The following is a 17,123-nucleotide window of genomic DNA, read 5'->3' as shown; positions in this document are numbered from 1 at the left end:
TGTGTTTTATCGCAACCTTTATTCGTGGGAGGAAAATCCGTTAAAACCACATTAGGAGGAATAAAACATGGCTAACAAAGGTAAAAAATACCAAGAAGCTATTAAATTAGTAGATCGTACAGCTGTTTATGCAGTAAACGAAGCTGTAGAACTTGTTAAAAAGACTACAACTGTTAACTTTGATGCAACAGTTGAAGTAGCATTCCGTTTAGGAGTAGATCCAAAGAAAGCTGACCAACAAATTCGTGGTGCAGTAGTTCTTCCACACGGTACTGGTAAAGTACAACGTGTATTAGTATTCGCTAAAGGTGAAAAAGCTAAAGAAGCTGAAGCTGCTGGTGCTGATTTCGTAGGCGATGCTGACATGATTAACAAAATCCAACAAGGTTGGTTCGATTTTGATGTAGTAGTAGCAACTCCAGACATGATGGCTGAAGTTGGTAAATTAGGACGTGTATTAGGACCTAAAGGTTTAATGCCAAACCCTAAAACAGGTACAGTTACATTTGATGTAACTAAAGCTGTTAACGAAATCAAAGCTGGTAAAGTTGAATACCGTGTTGATAAAGCTGGTAACATTCACGTACCAATCGGTAAAGTATCTTTCGAAAACGAAAAGTTAGTAGAAAACTTTACAACAATCTTTGAAACTATGTTAAAAGTTAAACCTGCTGCTGCTAAAGGAACATACATGAAGAACGTAGCAATCACTTCAACTATGGGCCCTGGTATCAAAGTAGATCCAGCTAGTTTCTAAGATAAAAAAACAAAGTTGACAATTCGACAAGAACTCTCTATAATGGAGATTGTCTTGCTAATTAAATAGACTACCGTAGACAGTAGGTGCTTACGCTTAATATCCTACCGAGGTGTATAACTGATAAATTCGTGCATATACAACCTCCATGTCTTTTTTTGAAAAATTCGTGGAGGTTTTGCTATGGTTACACTTTTGCGGTATACACACAAAAATCCACAGGAGGTGTAATAAATGAGCGCAGTATTAGAAGCTAAAAAACAAGTTGTATCTGAAGTAGCTGCTAAATTACGTGATAGCAAATCAACAATCGTTGTTGACTACCGTGGTTTAAACGTTGCTGAAGTAACTGAATTACGTAAGCAATTACGTGAAGCTGGCGTTGAGTTCAAAGTTTACAAAAACACTTTAACTCGTCGTGCTGCTGAAGAAGCTGGCTTAGCTGGTTTAAACGAATCATTAACTGGTCCAAACGCAATCGCGTTTAGTATGGAGGATGTAATTGCTCCTGCTAAAGTAATCAACGATTTCGCTAAAAAACATGAGGCTTTAGAAATTAAAGCTGGTGTAATCGAAGGAAACGTTGCTACTGTTGAAGAAGTTAAAGCTCTTGCTGAACTTCCATCTCGCGAAGGTTTACTTTCTATGTTGCTTAGCGTGCTACAAGCACCAATCCGCAACTTCGCTCTTGCAACTAAAGCAGTTGCAGAACAAAAAGAAGAACAAGGCGCTTAATGCCAAGATCGCTTAAAATATATAATTTAAAGGTATAAACAAGGAGGAAATTAACAATGACTAAAGAACAAATCATTGAAGCAGTTAAAAACATGACTGTATTAGAATTAAATGACTTAGTAAAAGCAATCGAAGAAGAGTTTGGCGTAACTGCTGCTGCTCCTATGGCTATGATGGCTGGTGGCGCTGCTGAAGCTGCTGCTGAGCAAACTGAATTTGACGTAGTATTAGCTGGCGCTGGCGACCAAAAAATCAAAGTTATCAAAGTAGTTCGTGAATTAACTGGTTTAGGATTAAAAGAAGCTAAAGAATTAGTTGACAACACTCCTAAAGCAATTAAAGAAGGAATCAGCAAAGAAGAAGCTGAAGAAATGAAAGCTAAACTTGAAGAAGTTGGCGCTAACGTAGAAGTTAAGTAATTTCTAAAAGTTTTTAAGAAAGCTCGCATTTATGCGAGCTTTTTTTGTTCATATGGGATTACTTTGGGAAGACTGTTGATAAGAATATATGGAAGAAGGATTTTTTATGGCAGATCATTATTTTACAAATCAACCGAATAGTAAAAATGATAAAAAGGTATTTTCATTTACTCTGAGAGGTAATGATTTGAAATTCCAATCTGATTCAGGTGTTTTTTCTAGGAATGAAGTTGATTTTGGATCACGTGTTTTAATTAGCGCATTCGCATTTCCAGAAATTAAAGGTGATATTTTAGATGTTGGATGTGGATATGGTCCAATCGGTTTATCAATTGCAAAAGATGATGTAAACCGCACAGTAGAGATGGTTGATGTTAATTTAAGAGCAATTGAATTAGCAAAAGAAAATGCGATTGTAAATAAAATAGAAAATGTGAAAATCTATGAAAGTAGCATCTATGAAAATGTAACTGGAGAATATGCAGCTATTTTAACGAATCCGCCAATACGAGCAGGGAAAAATGTTGTTCACGAAATTTTGAAAGGTGCACACGATAAATTACTTCCTGGTGGTGAGCTTTGGGTAGTTATACAAAAGAAACAAGGTGCGCCATCTGCTCTTGATTTATTAAAAGAAACTTTCGATGAGGTTGAGGTAGTAAAAAAAGATAAAGGGTATTATATCATAAAAAGTAAAAAAGATTGACTGTAATTTTTGCTTGTGATAGTATTATTAAATGCCAATATATATTTATTTTCAAAAATGATTTTTTGAAAGTGGGTATATTTCTATATTCTTTGGAAATGATAGTAAAATGACTGTCGTTGAGTTTAATAAATGGTTTTCATTTTGAAACCATTTTATTTTTTGTTTAACAAGTAAGGGATTTTTTCTGCTTATTTGTTACTATTTTTTTGTTTTAAATACTCTTGATTTAAGGGGTGAATATGTTGACAGGTCAACTAGTTCAATATGGACGACACCGCCAACGCAGAAGTTATGCTCGTATCAGTGAAGTTTTAGAGTTACCTAACTTAATTGAAATTCAAACAGCATCTTACCAATGGTTCTTAGATGAAGGTTTGAGAGAAATGTTCCAAGACATTTCACCGATTGAGGATTTCACAGGTAATCTATCATTAGAATTCATTGATTACAGTTTAGGTGAGCCGAAGTATGTTGTAGAAGAATCGAAAGAGCGTGACGTAAACTACGCTGCTCCACTTCGAGTGAAAGTTCGCCTATTAAATAAGGAAACTGGCGAAGTTAAGGAGCAAGACGTTTTCATGGGGGATTTCCCACTGATGACGGATACAGGCACATTTATTATTAATGGTGCTGAACGTGTAATCGTTTCACAATTAGTACGTTCTCCAAGTGTGTACTATAGTGGAAAGATCGACAAAAATGGTAAAAAAGGTTTTACGGCTACAGTTATTCCAAACCGTGGTGCTTGGTTAGAGTACGAAACGGACGCGAAGGATGTAGTTTATGTACGTATTGACCGTACAAGAAAATTACCTGTAACGGTACTACTACGTTCGCTTGGGTTTGGTACGGACCAAGAGATTCTAGACTTATTAGGCGAGAATGAATACCTACGTAATACGCTTGAAAAGGATAACACAGATAGCACCGAAAAGGCGCTTCTTGAAATCTATGAAAGATTACGTCCAGGTGAACCACCTACAGTAGAAAATGCTAAAAACCTATTAATTACTCGCTTCTTTGATCCGAAGCGTTATGATTTAGCTAGTGTTGGACGCTACAAAATAAATAAAAAATTACACATTAAAAATAGACTGTTTAACCAACGTATTGCAGAAACATTAGTAGATCCAGAAACTGGTGAAATTATTGTAGAAAAGGGGACAACTCTTGATCGCCGTACGTTAGACCGTATTCTTCCATTCTTAGAAAAGAATATCGGTGAAAAAGTTGCTCACCCTGCTGGTGGCGTATTAGAAGATGAGATTACTCTACAATCTATTAAAATTTACGCTCCTGTAGAAGATGGTGAACAAGTTATTCAAGTTATTGGAAATGCGAATGTAAGCAAAAGTGTGAAAAATATTTCACCAGCTGACATTATTTCTTCAATTTCATACTTCTTTAACCTGCTACATAACGTAGGTGACACTGACGATATTGACCATTTAGGAAATCGTCGTTTACGTTCAGTTGGTGAATTACTTCAAAACCAATTCCGTATCGGTTTATCTCGTATGGAACGTGTAGTTCGTGAACGTATGTCAATTCAAGATACAAATGCAGTTACTCCACAGGCGTTAATTAATATTCGCCCTGTAATTGCTTCAATAAAAGAATTCTTTGGTAGCTCACAGTTATCTCAATTCATGGACCAAACAAATCCACTTGCTGAATTAACTCATAAACGAAGACTATCAGCACTTGGACCAGGTGGTTTAACACGTGAACGTGCTGGATTTGAAGTACGTGACGTTCATTACTCTCACTATGGTCGTATGTGTCCGATTGAAACTCCTGAGGGTCCAAACATCGGATTAATTAACTCACTTTCTTCTTATGCAAAAGTAAATCAATTTGGTTTTATTGAAACTCCTTATCGTCGTGTAGACTCTGAAACTGGTCGTCTAACAGATAAAATTGATTACTTAACTGCTGATGAAGAAGATTTATACGTTGTAGCCCAAGCGAATGCTCGTTTAGGTGAAGATGGTAGTTTCTTAGATGAAGATGTAGTAGCTCGTTTCCGTGGAGACAACACAGTTGTTAAACGTGAACGTATTGACTACATGGATGTATCTCCAAAACAAGTAGTATCAGCTGCGACAGCATGTATTCCTTTCTTAGAAAACGATGACTCGAACCGTGCCCTAATGGGAGCGAACATGCAACGTCAAGCAGTTCCATTATTAAACCCTGAATCTCCAATCGTAGGTACAGGTATGGAATACGTATCAGCGAAAGACTCTGGTGCTGCAGTAATTTGTAAACACCCAGGTATTGTTGAACGTGTTGAAGCGAAAGAAGTTTGGGTACGTCGCTACTTAGATGTAGACGGTCAAAAAGTAAAAGGTGACCTTGATAAATACCGTATGTTAAAATTCGTACGTTCTAACCAAGGTACTTGTTATAACCAACGCCCAATCGTAAGTGTTGGTGATGAAGTTGTAAGAGGCGAAATTCTTGCAGATGGACCTTCAATGGAAAAAGGTGAATTAGCTCTAGGACGTAACGTATTAGTAGCATTCATGACATGGGATGGTTACAACTACGAGGATGCGATCATTATGAGTCGTCGTCTAGTAAAAGAAGATGTTTATACTTCAGTTCATATTGAAGAATATGAATCAGAAGCTCGTGATACTAAATTAGGACCTGAAGAAATCACTCGTGATATTCCAAATGTTGGTGAAGATGCACTTAAAAATCTTGATGAGCGTGGAATTATCCGAATTGGTGCAGAAGTAAAAGATGGAGATTTATTAGTTGGTAAAGTAACGCCTAAAGGTGTAACTGAATTAACTGCTGAAGAACGTCTTCTACACGCTATCTTTGGTGAAAAAGCTCGTGAAGTTCGCGATACATCTTTACGTGTTCCACACGGTGGAGGCGGAATTATTCTTGATGTAAAAGTATTCACTCGCGAAAACGGTGATGAATTACCACCAGGAGTAAACCAACTTGTTCGTGTTTATATCGTTCAGAAACGTAAAATCTCTGAAGGGGATAAAATGGCTGGACGACATGGTAATAAAGGGGTTATCTCTCGTATTTTACCAGAAGAAGATATGCCATTCTTACCTGATGGAACGCCAGTTGATATCATGTTAAACCCATTAGGGGTACCTTCTCGTATGAACATCGGTCAGGTATTAGAGCTACACTTAGGTATGGCTGCAAGATATCTTGGTATTCATGTTGCTTCTCCAGTATTTGACGGAGCGCGTGAAGAAGATGTATGGGGAACAATTGAAGAAGCTGGTATGGCACGTGATGCTAAAACTGTACTTTATGATGGTCGTACAGGTGAGCCATTCGATAACCGTGTATCTGTAGGTGTCATGTATATGATTAAACTTGCACACATGGTTGACGATAAATTACATGCTCGTTCAACAGGACCTTACTCACTTGTTACGCAACAACCACTTGGTGGAAAAGCACAATTTGGTGGACAGCGTTTTGGTGAGATGGAGGTTTGGGCACTTGAAGCATACGGTGCTGCTTACACATTACAAGAAATCTTAACAGTTAAATCTGATGACGTTGTTGGACGTGTGAAAACATATGAAGCAATCGTTAAGGGTGAAAATGTACCAGAACCAGGTGTTCCTGAATCATTCAAAGTATTAATTAAAGAATTACAGTCACTTGGTATGGATGTTAAGATGATGTCTGCTACAGACGAAGAAATTGAAATGCGTGATACTGAAGATGATGATGATCAAACTTCAGAACATTTAGCGATGGATATGGAATACGTAAAAGAATAAGTATTATATAGGGTAAAACCTTAGGACAGAAAGGGAGGTAGGCCCCTTGATAGATGTAAATAATTTCGAGTATATGAAGATCGGACTTGCATCGCCTGACAAAATTCGCTCGTGGTCATACGGGGAAATTAAAAAACCTGAAACAATTAACTACCGTACATTAAAACCTGAAAAAGATGGTCTTTTCTGTGAACGCATTTTCGGTCCTACGAAAGATTGGGAATGTCACTGCGGAAAATATAAACGTGTACGTTATAAAGGTGTAGTTTGTGATCGTTGTGGAGTTGAAGTAACTCGCGCAAAAGTACGTCGTGAGCGTATGGGTCACATCGAATTAGCTGCACCAGTATCACATATTTGGTATTTTAAAGGTATTCCAAGCCGAATGGGACTTGTTTTAGACATGTCCCCTCGTGCTCTGGAAGAAGTAATCTACTTTGCTTCTTATGTAGTAACAGAAGCTGGAGATACTCCTTTAGAAAAGAAACAATTGCTTTCTGAGAAAGAATTCCGTGCTTATCGTGAGCGTTACGGTCAAACTTTCCAAGCATCTATGGGTGCTGAAGCAATTAAAAAGCTATTAAGCGATATTAATCTTGAAAAAGATGTTGATTCATTAAAAGAAGAGTTAAAAACTGCTCAAGGTCAACGTCGTACAAGAGCAATTAAACGTTTAGAAGTTTTAGAAGCATTCCGTAACTCTGGTAATGAGCCTTCTTGGATGATCTTAGATGTGCTTCCAGTAATCCCACCTGAATTACGACCAATGGTTCAATTAGATGGTGGACGTTTTGCAACTTCAGATCTAAACGATTTATATCGTCGTGTAATTAACCGTAACAACCGTTTAAAACGTTTATTAGACCTTGGTGCACCAAGCATCATCGTACAAAATGAAAAACGTATGCTTCAAGAAGCTGTTGATGCGTTAATTGACAATGGTCGTCGTGGCCGTCCAGTTACTGGACCAGGTAACCGTCCATTAAAATCTCTTTCTCATATGCTTAAAGGTAAGCAAGGACGTTTCCGTCAAAACTTACTTGGTAAACGTGTTGACTACTCTGGCCGTTCGGTTATCGTTGTAGGACCAAACTTACAAATGTATCAATGTGGATTACCAAAAGAAATGGCGATAGAATTATTCAAACCATTCGTGATGAAAGAATTAGTAGAGCGTGGATTAGCACATAACATTAAGTCCGCAAAACGTAAAATTGAGCGTTTACACCCTGAGATTTGGGATGTATTAGAATCAGTTATTCGTGAGCATCCGGTGTTATTAAACCGTGCCCCAACTCTGCACAGACTTGGTATCCAAGCGTTCGAACCTACATTAGTAGAAGGCCGTGCAATCCGTCTACATCCACTTGTATGTACTGCATACAACGCCGATTTTGATGGTGACCAAATGGCTGTTCACGTACCGTTATCAAGTGAAGCTCAAGCAGAAGCACGTATTCTAATGCTTGCAGCACAAAACATCCTGAACCCGAAAGATGGTAAACCAGTAGTTACTCCATCTCAAGATATGGTATTAGGTAACTATTACTTAACGCTTGAGCGTGCAGGCGCTGTCGGTGAAGGTATGGTATTTAAAGATATCAACGAGGCGTTAATTGCATACCAAAATGGTTATGTACATCTACATTCTCGAGTTGCTGTTGCAGCAAATTCTTTAAATAACGAAACATTTACTGAAGAACAAAATAATTCATTATTAATTACAACGGTTGGTAAGCTGATCTTTAATGAAATCTTACCTACGTCGTTCCCATATATTAATGAACCTACTCAGAGTAACCTTGAGAAGGAAACTCCTCAGATGTACTTTGTGGCTAAAGGTGAGAATATTAAAGAGATTATTGAAAGTAGAGAAGAAATTGCTCCTTTCAAAAAGAAAATACTTGGAAATATCATCGCTGAAGTATTTAAACGTTTCAAAATTACTGAAACGTCAAAAATGCTAGACCGCATGAAGGATCTTGGATTTAGACACTCTACTAAAGCTGGTATTACGGTTGGTGTATCCGATATCATCGTATTACCTGAAAAGCAATTAATTATTGCTGAAGCTCAAGAAAAAGTAGATAAAGTTCTAAAACAATTCCGTCGTGGTTTAATCACAGAAGATGAGCGTTACGACCGTGTAATCGCAATTTGGAGTGACGCGAAGGATGTAATTCAAGGAAAACTGATGGCTTCTTTAAATAAACGTAACCCGATCTTTATGATGAGTGACTCTGGTGCCCGTGGTAACGCATCGAACTTCACTCAGCTTGCAGGTATGCGTGGTCTGATGGCCAACCCGGCTGGTCGTATTATCGAGTTACCGATTAAATCTTCATTCCGTGAAGGTCTGACAGTACTTGAATACTTCATCTCTACTCACGGTGCTCGTAAAGGTCTTGCAGATACAGCACTTAAAACTGCCGATTCTGGTTACTTAACTCGTCGTCTAGTAGACGTTGCGCAAGACGTAATAGTTCGTCAAGATGACTGTGGTACAGACCGTGGTTTACATGTTAAAGCAATTAAAGAAGGTAACGAAATTATTGAAGGTTTATACGATCGTTTAGTTGGTCGTCATTTACGTTCAACTATACGCCACCCAGAAACAGGTGTATTACTTGCTCAAGAGAACGATTTAATTACAGAAGACTTAGCTCGTGAAATTATCGATGCTGGTATTGAAGAAGTTAATATCCGTTCTGCATTCACATGTAATACTAACCATGGAGTATGTAAAAAATGTTATGGCCGTAACTTAGCTACAGGTGCTGAGGTTGAAGTTGGTGAGGCAGTTGGTATTATCGCTGCTCAATCAATCGGTGAACCAGGTACACAGTTAACGATGCGTACATTCCATACAGGTGGGGTAGCAGGAGACGATATCACTCAAGGTTTACCTCGTATTCAAGAGCTATTTGAAGCACGTAACCCTAAAGGTCAAGCTGTTATTTCTGAAATTGATGGTATTATTTCGATTTCTACTGACGCTAAAGATAAACAAGAAATTATTGTTCAAGGCTCAGTTGAAACTAGAAACTACCCAGTTCCTTATGGCGCTAGACTTAAAGTTCAAGAAGGTGAAACAATTGAACGTGGTCAAGTAATGACAGAAGGTTCAATCGATCCAAAGGAACTTCTAAAAGTAAAAGGTACAAATGCTGTTCAAGAATACTTATTACGTGAAGTACAAAAAGTATACCGTATGCAAGGGGTAGAAATTGGAGACAAACACGTAGAGGTAATGGTACGTCAAATGCTGAAGAAAGTTCGTGTAATGGATGCGGGTGAGACTGATTTATTACCTGGAACATTATTAGAACTTCACCAGTTTACTGAAGCAAACAAAGAAGCATTATATGCAGGTAAACAACCAGCTACTGCACGCCCATTATTACTAGGTATTACTAAAGCATCATTAGAAACAGACTCATTCCTATCAGCTGCATCGTTCCAAGAAACAACGCGTGTATTAACAGACGCTGCAATTAAAGGAAAACGTGATGAGTTGCTAGGATTAAAAGAGAATGTTATTATAGGTAAGTTGGTTCCAGCTGGTACAGGTATGAACAGATACCGTAAAGTAGATCTTGTTAAAGATTTAAATGAATCAGTTGAAATGAACGAAGAAGTATTAGTTGAAAAATAATCTTAAAATATTTTAAAACTTGAGTTGACATTATTTGATGAAAAATGATAAGATATTCAAGGTTGCTCCTAGACAATAGCACTGCTAATCTAAGCAGGTTAGATCCGGGGCTAATTTAGGAATATACAGTTAAAACTGTTTTTGTGAGAAGGAGGGCTTCTTCCTTCTTGCAAAAACTTTGTTTTCAACTTATTATGAACCACCTGGATGTGTGGTCTTATAAATATTTGAAGGGAGGAAAACTCATGCCTACTATTAACCAGTTAGTGCGTAATGGACGTACTTCTAAAGTATGGAAATCAAAATCACCAGCATTAAATAAAGGTTTCAACTCATTAAAGAAAAAATCAACTGATTTATCAGCTCCACAAAAACGTGGTGTTTGTACTCGTGTTGGTACAATGACTCCAAAGAAACCAAACTCAGCTTTACGTAAATATGCTCGTGTGCGTTTAACTAACCAAATCGAGGTAACTGCTTATATCCCAGGTATCGGACACAACTTACAAGAGCACAGTGTTGTTCTTATCCGTGGTGGACGTGTAAAAGACTTACCGGGGGTACGTTACCATATCGTTCGTGGTGCTTTAGATACTGCAGGTGTTGACAAGCGTATGCAAGGTCGTTCTAAATACGGAACTAAGAGACCAAAAGCAGCTAAGAAGTAATAGATAAGATTTAGTCGAAAGGAGGAAATCACATGCCACGTAAAGGTCCTGTTGCAAAAAGAGATGTATTGCCAGATCCAATTTACAATTCAAAATTAGTTTCTCGTTTAATCAACAAAATGATGATTGACGGTAAGAGAGGAAAATCTCAAGCTATCTTATACGGAGCCTTTGAATTAATCCAAGAACGTTCTGGTAAAGAACCAATGGAAGTATTCGAAGCAGCTCTTAAAAATATCATGCCAGTTCTAGAAGTTAGAGCTCGTCGTGTTGGTGGTTCTAACTACCAAGTACCAGTTGAGGTGCGTCCAGAGCGTCGTACTACTCTAGGTCTTCGTTGGTTAGTAAACTATGCTCGTCTTCGTGGAGAAAAAACGATGGAAGAGCGTTTAGCTAATGAAATTCTTGATGCAGCTAACAACTCAGGTGCTGCAGTTAAGAAACGTGAAGATACTCACAAAATGGCAGAAGCGAACAAAGCGTTTGCTCACTACCGTTGGTAAGATTCAAAGCAATTTAGTTATTTCTGCACATAATAAATGTTGGTTAAGTCGTTCACCTATTTTCCTACTAGCTTGCTAGCTTAAGTAGGTGAACGTCAGATTACATAACTTAGGATGACATGAAAGTTCTTTGCTTGTAGTACTTAACTTAATAACATGAAGTATGTATAGGAATAACTTTTTCTTATACTAAAAAAATCCTACTTAATATTGGAAGGGAGAAAGAACCCTTATGTCAAGAGAGTTCTCCTTAAATAACACTCGTAATATCGGGATCATGGCTCATATTGATGCTGGTAAAACAACAACAACTGAGCGTATCCTTTATTACACTGGTCGTATTCACAAAATTGGTGAAACTCATGAAGGAGCTTCACAAATGGACTGGATGGAGCAAGAGCAAGAGCGTGGTATCACTATCACTTCTGCTGCTACAACAGCTCAGTGGAATAACCACCGTGTAAATATCATTGATACTCCAGGTCACGTAGACTTCACTGTAGAAGTTGAACGTTCTCTACGTGTACTTGATGGCGCAGTAGCAGTTCTTGATGCTCAATCTGGTGTTGAGCCTCAAACTGAAACAGTATGGCGTCAAGCAACTACTTACGGAGTTCCACGTGTAGTATTCGTTAACAAAATGGATAAAATCGGCGCGGATTTCTTATACTCTGTAGGTACGTTACATGACCGTTTACAAGCTAACGCTCACCCAATCCAATTAGCGATGGGTGCTGAAGATAACTTCTGGGGTATTGTAGACTTAGTTGAAATGAAAGCTATTAAGTACAATAATGACTTAGGAACTGACATTGAAACAATCGAAATCCCTGAAGAATACAAAGAACAAGCTGAAGAATACCGTGGTCGTTTAATCGAGGCAGTAGCTGAGCTTGACGAAGAATTAATGATGAAATATCTTGAAGGTGAAGAAATCACAATTCCTGAATTAAAAGCTGCTATTCGTACAGCTACATGTTCAGTACAATTCTACCCAGTAGTATGTGGTTCTGCATTCAAGAACAAAGGTGTTCAATTAATGCTTGATGCAGTAATTGATTACCTACCATCACCATTAGATGTACCAGCTATCAAAGGAACATTACCTGATACTGATGAAGAGAAAGTCGTACCATCAAGTGATGAAGAGCCTTTCGCAGCATTAGCATTCAAAATCATGACTGATCCTTATGTTGGTAAATTAACGTTCTTCCGTGTATACTCAGGCACATTAGAATCTGGTTCATACGTTCAAAACTCTACAAAAGGTAAGCGTGAGCGTGTAGGTCGTATCCTACAAATGCATGCTAACTCTCGTCAAGAGATTTCGAAAGTATATGCTGGAGATATCGCGGCAGCTGTAGGTCTTAAAGATACTACAACTGGTGATACTTTATGTGATGAAAAGAATTTAGTAATTCTTGAGTCTATGGAGTTCCCTGATCCAGTTATCTCAATTGCGATCGAACCAAAATCTAAAGCTGACCAAGATAAAATGGGTCAAGCATTAGTAAAATTAACTGAAGAAGATCCAACATTCCGTGCACATACTGACCAAGAAACTGGTCAAGTAATCATCGCTGGTATGGGTGAGCTTCACCTTGATATCATCGTAGACCGTATGCGTCGTGAATTCAAAGTAGAAGCTAACGTTGGTGCTCCTCAAGTAGCATACCGTGAAACTTTCCGTTCTTCTGCACAAGTAGAAGGTAAATTCGTTCGTCAATCAGGTGGACGTGGACAATTCGGACACGTTTGGATTGAATTCTCACCAAACGAAGAAGGAAAAGGCTTCGAGTTTGAAAACGCAATCGTTGGTGGTGTTGTTCCTCGTGAATACATCCCAGCTGTAGCTGCAGGTCTTGAAGATTCACTTAAAAATGGTGTATTAGCTGGTTTCCCACTAATCGACATTAAAGCGAAATTATTCGACGGATCATACCATGATGTTGACTCAAACGAGATGGCGTTTAAAGTAGCTGCTTCATTAGCTCTTAAAAATGCTGTTAAGAAATGTAACCCAGTTCTACTTGAACCAATCATGAAAGTAGAAGTTGTTATCCCTGAAGAATATTTAGGAGATATCATGGGTGATGTTACTTCTCGTCGTGGACGCGTTGAAGGTATGGAAGCACGCGGTAACGCTCAAGTTGTTCGTGCTATGGTACCACTTTCAGAAATGTTTGGTTATGCAACTTCATTACGTTCTAACACTCAAGGTCGTGGAACGTTCTCAATGGTATTTGACCATTACGAAGATGTGCCAAAATCAATTTCTGAAGAAATCGTTAAAAAATTTAAAGGTGAGTAATTGATTATTTAGTTCTCATCATGTATAACTATTTATGTTAGATGTTAGCTATTAAGGGTACAAGTTACCCTTTATAGCATTATCATATAAACTAAAAAATAATTTTCTTACATTATAAGGAGGCTTTTTAGAATGGCTAAAGCTAAATTCGAACGTTCTAAACCACACGTTAACATTGGTACAATCGGACACGTTGACCATGGTAAAACTACATTAACAGCTGCTATTACAACTGTATTAGCAAAAGTAGGTGGAGCTGAAGCTCGCGCTTACGATCAAATCGATGGTGCTCCAGAAGAAAGAGAGCGTGGTATCACAATCTCTACTGCACACGTTGAGTACGAAACAGAAACTCGTCACTATGCACACGTTGACTGCCCAGGTCACGCTGACTATGTTAAAAACATGATCACTGGTGCTGCTCAAATGGACGGCGGTATCTTAGTAGTATCTGCTGCTGATGGTCCAATGCCTCAAACTCGTGAGCACATTCTTTTATCTCGTCAAGTAGGTGTACCTTACATCGTAGTATTCATGAACAAATGTGACATGGTTGACGACGAAGAGTTACTTGAATTAGTTGAAATGGAAATCCGTGATCTATTATCAGAATACGAATTCCCTGGCGATGACATTCCAGTAATCAAAGGTTCTGCACTTAAAGCTCTTGAAGGAGATGCTGAGTGGGAAGCTAAAATTCATGAATTAATGGCTGAAGTTGATTCTTACATCCCAACACCAGCTCGTGAAACTGACAAGCCTTTCTTAATGCCAGTTGAGGACGTATTCTCAATCACTGGTCGTGGAACAGTTGCTACTGGTCGTGTTGAGCGTGGTATCGTTAAAGTTGGTGACGTAGTAGAAATCATCGGTCTAGTTGAAGAGCCAAAATCAACTACTGTAACAGGTGTTGAAATGTTCCGTAAACTTCTTGACCAAGCAGAAGCTGGAGATAACATCGGTGCACTTCTTCGTGGGGTTGCTCGTGACGATATCCAACGTGGTCAAGTTTTAGCTAAACCAGGTTCAGTTAAACAACACACTAAGTTCAAAGCTGAAGTTTACGTTTTATCAAAAGAAGAAGGTGGACGTCACACTCCATTCTTCGCTAACTACCGTCCACAATTCTATTTCCGTACTACTGACGTAACTGGAATCATCCAATTACCAGAAGGCGTTGAAATGGTTATGCCTGGCGACAACATCGAAATGACTGTTGAGTTAATCAACGCAATCGCTGTTGAAGAAGGAACTAAGTTCTCTATCCGTGAGGGTGGACGTACTGTAGGCGCTGGCGTAGTTGCTACAATCGTTGAATAATTAAACTTAAAAGCTTAGAAGATCTATTCTTCTAAGCTTTTTTTATATAAGTTAATTGGAAAATATTTAAATATGCTAGAAAACCGATTCTTGCTTGATTTTAATAATTGAAGATAATATAATAACTAAGTACTGAAGACAACAAGAACATTATTTACTTAAACTTATAACAAATGCTTGCAATAGCATTATTTTTTATGTATAATAGATGATGTTGGTCTTTGACTGCGTAGAAGTGGAAGGTTGCTGATACACCCGGCCGCTTTGCCATGGCGAGTGTAAGGAAATTTCCATGGAGTATGTCTATTATTTAAATAGGCGAAAAAGGAGGGAAAATTATGGCAAAAGAAAAAATTCGTATTCGTTTAAAAGCTTATGATCACCGTATTTTAGATCAATCTGCAGAGAAAATCGTTGAAACAGCGAAACGTTCTGGTGCTTCTGTATCTGGTCCGATTCCGTTACCAACTGAGAAATCAGTTTACACGATCCTTCGTGCGGTTCATAAATACAAAGATTCTCGTGAGCAATTCGAAATGCGCACTCACAAACGTTTAATCGATATCGTGAATCCAACTCCTCAAACAGTTGATTCATTAATGAGACTAGATTTACCATCTGGCGTTGATATTGAAATCAAACTTTAATAACATTATATATAAATTCAGGAGGTGTGACTTATGACTAAAGGAATCTTAGGGAAAAAGATCGGTATGACACAAGTATTTGCTGAAAACGGCGAGTTAATTCCAGTAACTGTAATCGAAGCTACTCCAAACGTGGTTTTACAAAAGAAAACTACTGAAACTGATGGCTACGAAGCTATCCAAATCGGTTTCGCTGACAAACGTGAAAAATTAGCTAACAAACCAGAAAAAGGGCACTCTGCTAAAGCAAACACTGCACCTAAGCGCTTCGTTCGTGAACTTCGCAACGCTGATGTATCAGCTTATGAAGTTGGTCAAGAAGTCAAAGTAGATATTTTTGCAAATGGTGACATCGTTGATGTAACTGGAACTTCAAAAGGTAAAGGATTCCAAGGTAGCATTAAGCGCCACGGACAATCTCGTGGACCAATGTCTCACGGTTCTCGTTACCACCGTCGTCCAGGTTCAATGGGTCCTGTTGCTCCAAACCGTGTATTCAAAAACAAAGCTTTACCTGGTCAAATGGGTGGAGAAAAAGTAACTGTACAAAACCTACAAATCGTTAAAGTTGACGTTGAACGTAACTTACTTTTAGTAAAAGGTAATGTACCAGGTTCTAAAAAATCTTACGTAACAATCCGTACTGCGGTTAAATCTAAATAATTAATTTAGAAGAAAGGAGGAAAAGAAATGCCTAAAGTTACTATGTTTAATCAAACAGGTGCTCAAGTAGGAGAAATTGAATTAGCAGATGCTGTATTCGGAATCGCTCCAAACGAACACGTTTTATTTGATGCTGTAATGATGCAACGTGCATCTTTACGTCAAGGTACTCACAAAGTTAAAACACGTTCTGAAGTACGTGGTGGTGGTCGTAAACCATGGAGACAAAAAGGAACAGGCCGTGCTCGTCAAGGTTCAATCCGTTCTCCACAATGGCGTGGTGGTGGTATCGTATTCGGTCCAGCTCCAAGATCATACTCTTATAAATTACCTAAAAAAGTACGTCGCTTAGCGATTAAATCTGCATTATCTACTAAAGTTTTAGAACAAAACATGTTAGTTCTTGAAGATTTAGCGTTAAACGCACCGAAAACAAAAGATATGGTTACTGTATTAACTGGCTTATCAGTTGCTAAGAAAGTTTTAATCGTAACAGCTGACCTAAATGAAAACGTAGCTTTATCTGCTCGCAATATCCCTGGAATCACAGTTCTTGCAGCTAATGAAGTAAACGTAATCGACGTTTTACATCATGATACTTTAATCATGACTAAAGCTGCGGTGGAAAAAGTAGAGGAGGTGCTTGCGTAATGAAGGATCCTCGTGATATTATCAAACGCCCAGTTATCACTGAAGCTTCTATGGAAGCAATTGCTGAAAAAAAATACACTTTTGAAGTAGATGTAAGAGCTAATAAAACTGAAGTTAAAGATGCTGTTGAAGCAATCTTCGGTGTAAAAGTAGAAAAAGTTAACGTAATGAACTACAAAGGTAAGTTTAAACGTATGGGTAAACATGCTGGTTACACAAACCGTCGTAGAAAAGCAATCGTTAAATTAACTGCTGATAGCCAAGAAATTACATTATTCGAAGGCGTTTAATATTAACTACTAGAAAAGGAGG

At 38.2% G+C, this 17,123-nt stretch carries 14 protein-coding genes and 1 other annotated feature; all 14 genes read left to right on the top strand.

The window, feature by feature from the left end; genetic code table 11:
• The first annotated feature begins 67 nt into the window (after positions 1-67).
• The 14 genes from rplA to rplW all read left to right on the top strand — a co-directional run bounded on the left by rplA (position 68) and on the right by rplW (position 17,101).
• Positions 68-757 (top strand): 50S ribosomal protein L1, encoded by a 690-nt coding sequence (rplA, locus tag B6K90_RS20675; protein WP_088014614.1) that lies wholly within the window; start codon positions 68-70, stop codon positions 755-757.
• 55 nt (positions 758-812) lie between these two features.
• Positions 813-948: a sequence feature (ribosomal protein L10 leader region), on the top strand.
• A 43-nt stretch (positions 949-991) separates the two neighbouring features.
• Positions 992-1,492 (top strand): 50S ribosomal protein L10, encoded by a 501-nt coding sequence (gene rplJ / locus B6K90_RS20670; protein WP_088014613.1) that lies wholly within the window; start codon positions 992-994, stop codon positions 1,490-1,492.
• Between the two features lie 56 nt (positions 1,493-1,548).
• Positions 1,549-1,911, top strand: a complete 363-nt coding sequence (gene rplL / locus B6K90_RS20665) for a 50S ribosomal protein L7/L12 (RefSeq protein ID WP_088014612.1) — start codon at positions 1,549-1,551, stop codon at positions 1,909-1,911.
• A gap of 106 nt (positions 1,912-2,017) precedes the next feature.
• Positions 2,018-2,617 (top strand): class I SAM-dependent methyltransferase, encoded by a 600-nt coding sequence (locus B6K90_RS20660; RefSeq protein ID WP_088014611.1) that lies wholly within the window; start codon positions 2,018-2,020, stop codon positions 2,615-2,617.
• A 245-nt stretch (positions 2,618-2,862) separates the two neighbouring features.
• Positions 2,863-6,393 carry a DNA-directed RNA polymerase subunit beta gene (rpoB, locus tag B6K90_RS20655; protein ID WP_088014610.1) on the top strand — a complete coding sequence of 1,177 codons (3,531 nt, stop codon included), beginning with the start codon at positions 2,863-2,865 and terminating at the stop codon, positions 6,391-6,393.
• 46 nt (positions 6,394-6,439) lie between these two features.
• Positions 6,440-10,048, top strand: a complete 3,609-nt coding sequence (gene rpoC / locus B6K90_RS20650; RefSeq protein WP_088014609.1) for a DNA-directed RNA polymerase subunit beta' — start codon at positions 6,440-6,442, stop codon at positions 10,046-10,048.
• A gap of 245 nt (positions 10,049-10,293) precedes the next feature.
• Complete coding sequence (gene rpsL / locus B6K90_RS20645) at positions 10,294-10,716, top strand: 30S ribosomal protein S12 (protein WP_056467392.1); 423 nt, start codon at positions 10,294-10,296, stop codon at positions 10,714-10,716.
• A gap of 32 nt (positions 10,717-10,748) precedes the next feature.
• Positions 10,749-11,219, top strand: coding sequence for a 30S ribosomal protein S7 (gene rpsG / locus B6K90_RS20640; protein WP_088014608.1), 471 nt, complete (start codon positions 10,749-10,751; stop codon positions 11,217-11,219).
• 232 nt (positions 11,220-11,451) lie between these two features.
• Positions 11,452-13,530, top strand: a complete 2,079-nt coding sequence (gene fusA, locus B6K90_RS20635; protein WP_088014607.1) for an elongation factor G — start codon at positions 11,452-11,454, stop codon at positions 13,528-13,530.
• Positions 13,531-13,662: 132 nt separating this feature from the next.
• Entirely contained in the window at positions 13,663-14,850 is a 1,188-nt protein-coding gene (gene tuf / locus B6K90_RS20630; RefSeq protein WP_088014606.1) for an elongation factor Tu, read from the top strand.
• A 338-nt stretch (positions 14,851-15,188) separates the two neighbouring features.
• Entirely contained in the window at positions 15,189-15,497 is a 309-nt protein-coding gene (gene rpsJ, locus B6K90_RS20625) for a 30S ribosomal protein S10 (RefSeq protein WP_056467407.1), read from the top strand.
• A gap of 33 nt (positions 15,498-15,530) precedes the next feature.
• Positions 15,531-16,160: a 50S ribosomal protein L3 gene (rplC, locus tag B6K90_RS20620; protein WP_056467410.1), complete on the top strand. Its 630-nt coding sequence runs from the start codon at positions 15,531-15,533 to the stop codon at positions 16,158-16,160.
• A gap of 27 nt (positions 16,161-16,187) precedes the next feature.
• Complete coding sequence (gene rplD, locus B6K90_RS20615) at positions 16,188-16,811, top strand: 50S ribosomal protein L4 (RefSeq protein WP_088014605.1); 624 nt, start codon at positions 16,188-16,190, stop codon at positions 16,809-16,811.
• Positions 16,811-17,101: a 50S ribosomal protein L23 gene (gene rplW, locus B6K90_RS20610; RefSeq protein WP_056467416.1), complete on the top strand. Its 291-nt coding sequence runs from the start codon at positions 16,811-16,813 to the stop codon at positions 17,099-17,101. Before rplD ends, rplW begins: the two co-directional genes overlap by 1 nt.
• Positions 17,102-17,123: the final 22 nt, after the last annotated feature.

Origin of the sequence: Gottfriedia acidiceleris (genome assembly GCF_002128425.1) — a bacterium.
GTDB lineage: Bacteria > Bacillota > Bacilli > Bacillales > Bacillaceae_G > Gottfriedia > Gottfriedia acidiceleris.
This window is presented reverse-complemented; position numbering and strand designations above follow the sequence as displayed.

Bases quoted from the DNA above. Each gene is read 5' to 3' on its own strand.
- rplA (WP_088014614.1), top strand. From the start codon at position 68: ATGGCTAACAAAGGTAAAAAATACCAAGAAGCTATTAAATTAGTAGAT.
- rpsG (WP_088014608.1), top strand. From the start codon at position 10,749: ATGCCACGTAAAGGTCCTGTTGCAAAAAGAGATGTATTGCCAGATCCA.
- rpsJ (WP_056467407.1), top strand. From the start codon at position 15,189: ATGGCAAAAGAAAAAATTCGTATTCGTTTAAAAGCTTATGATCACCGT.
- B6K90_RS20660 (WP_088014611.1), top strand. From the start codon at position 2,018: ATGGCAGATCATTATTTTACAAATCAACCGAATAGTAAAAATGATAAA.
- rplJ (WP_088014613.1), top strand. From the start codon at position 992: ATGAGCGCAGTATTAGAAGCTAAAAAACAAGTTGTATCTGAAGTAGCT.
- rplW (WP_056467416.1), top strand. From the start codon at position 16,811: ATGAAGGATCCTCGTGATATTATCAAACGCCCAGTTATCACTGAAGCT.
- fusA (WP_088014607.1), top strand. From the start codon at position 11,452: ATGTCAAGAGAGTTCTCCTTAAATAACACTCGTAATATCGGGATCATG.
- rplD (WP_088014605.1), top strand. From the start codon at position 16,188: ATGCCTAAAGTTACTATGTTTAATCAAACAGGTGCTCAAGTAGGAGAA.
- rplC (WP_056467410.1), top strand. From the start codon at position 15,531: ATGACTAAAGGAATCTTAGGGAAAAAGATCGGTATGACACAAGTATTT.
- tuf (WP_088014606.1), top strand. From the start codon at position 13,663: ATGGCTAAAGCTAAATTCGAACGTTCTAAACCACACGTTAACATTGGT.
- rpsL (WP_056467392.1), top strand. From the start codon at position 10,294: ATGCCTACTATTAACCAGTTAGTGCGTAATGGACGTACTTCTAAAGTA.
- rplL (WP_088014612.1), top strand. From the start codon at position 1,549: ATGACTAAAGAACAAATCATTGAAGCAGTTAAAAACATGACTGTATTA.